This window comes from Cellulomonas telluris, from assembly GCF_004886325.1.
Classification (GTDB): Bacteria; Actinomycetota; Actinomycetes; order Actinomycetales; family Cellulomonadaceae; genus Cellulomonas; species Cellulomonas telluris.
Window position 1 is genome coordinate 1 of record NZ_QXFN01000107.1, and the last position, 522, is coordinate 522.

1 protein-coding gene is annotated in these 522 nt (G+C 78.4%); it reads right to left on the reverse strand.

All coding sequences use genetic code 11. The annotated features are described in order from the left end of the window. Positions 1-490, reverse strand: a 490-nt coding sequence (locus FB586_RS18950; protein ID WP_370741103.1) for an NAD(P)/FAD-dependent oxidoreductase, incomplete at its 3' end; no start/stop codon positions are given. Positions 491-522 lie beyond the last annotated feature (32 nt).

The following is a 522-nucleotide window of genomic DNA, read 5'->3' on the forward strand; positions in this document are numbered from 1 at the left end:
CGAAGCGCGTGCCGGCGTCCGCGAGCACGGCGACGCCGACCAGTCCGTCGTCGACCGGCGTCACGTAGGCCTCGGCCCGCCGCGACCAGTGCACCTCGACGAAGTCGCTCCACGGTGCCTGCGCCACGTGGCACCGCTGGCCGAACCTGCGCCGGGCGGCGGGGGGCGCGTCGAGCCCGACGAGGCGGCGTACGGACGAGTGCAGGCCGTCGGCGGCGAGGAGGTGCCGGACGGGGTCGCCGTCGACCAGCACGTGGTCCCCGGCGACCTCGACCCGTGTGACGGGGCGAGGGTCGACCCGGATGCCCGCTGCGGCGACCCGCTCCGACAGCGCGTCGTGCAGCACCGTGCGGCGCACGCCGCGCCCGGGGCCGGAGGCGAACCGCGCGGCCGGCCCGCGACCGCTGGCGTCGAGGTAGCGGATGCCGGACAGGTCGCGCCCCCGGGGGTCGACGCCGAGCCGGTCCAGCTCGGCGACGGCGCCGGGCATCAGGCCCTCGCCGCAGGCCTTGTCGATGGGGC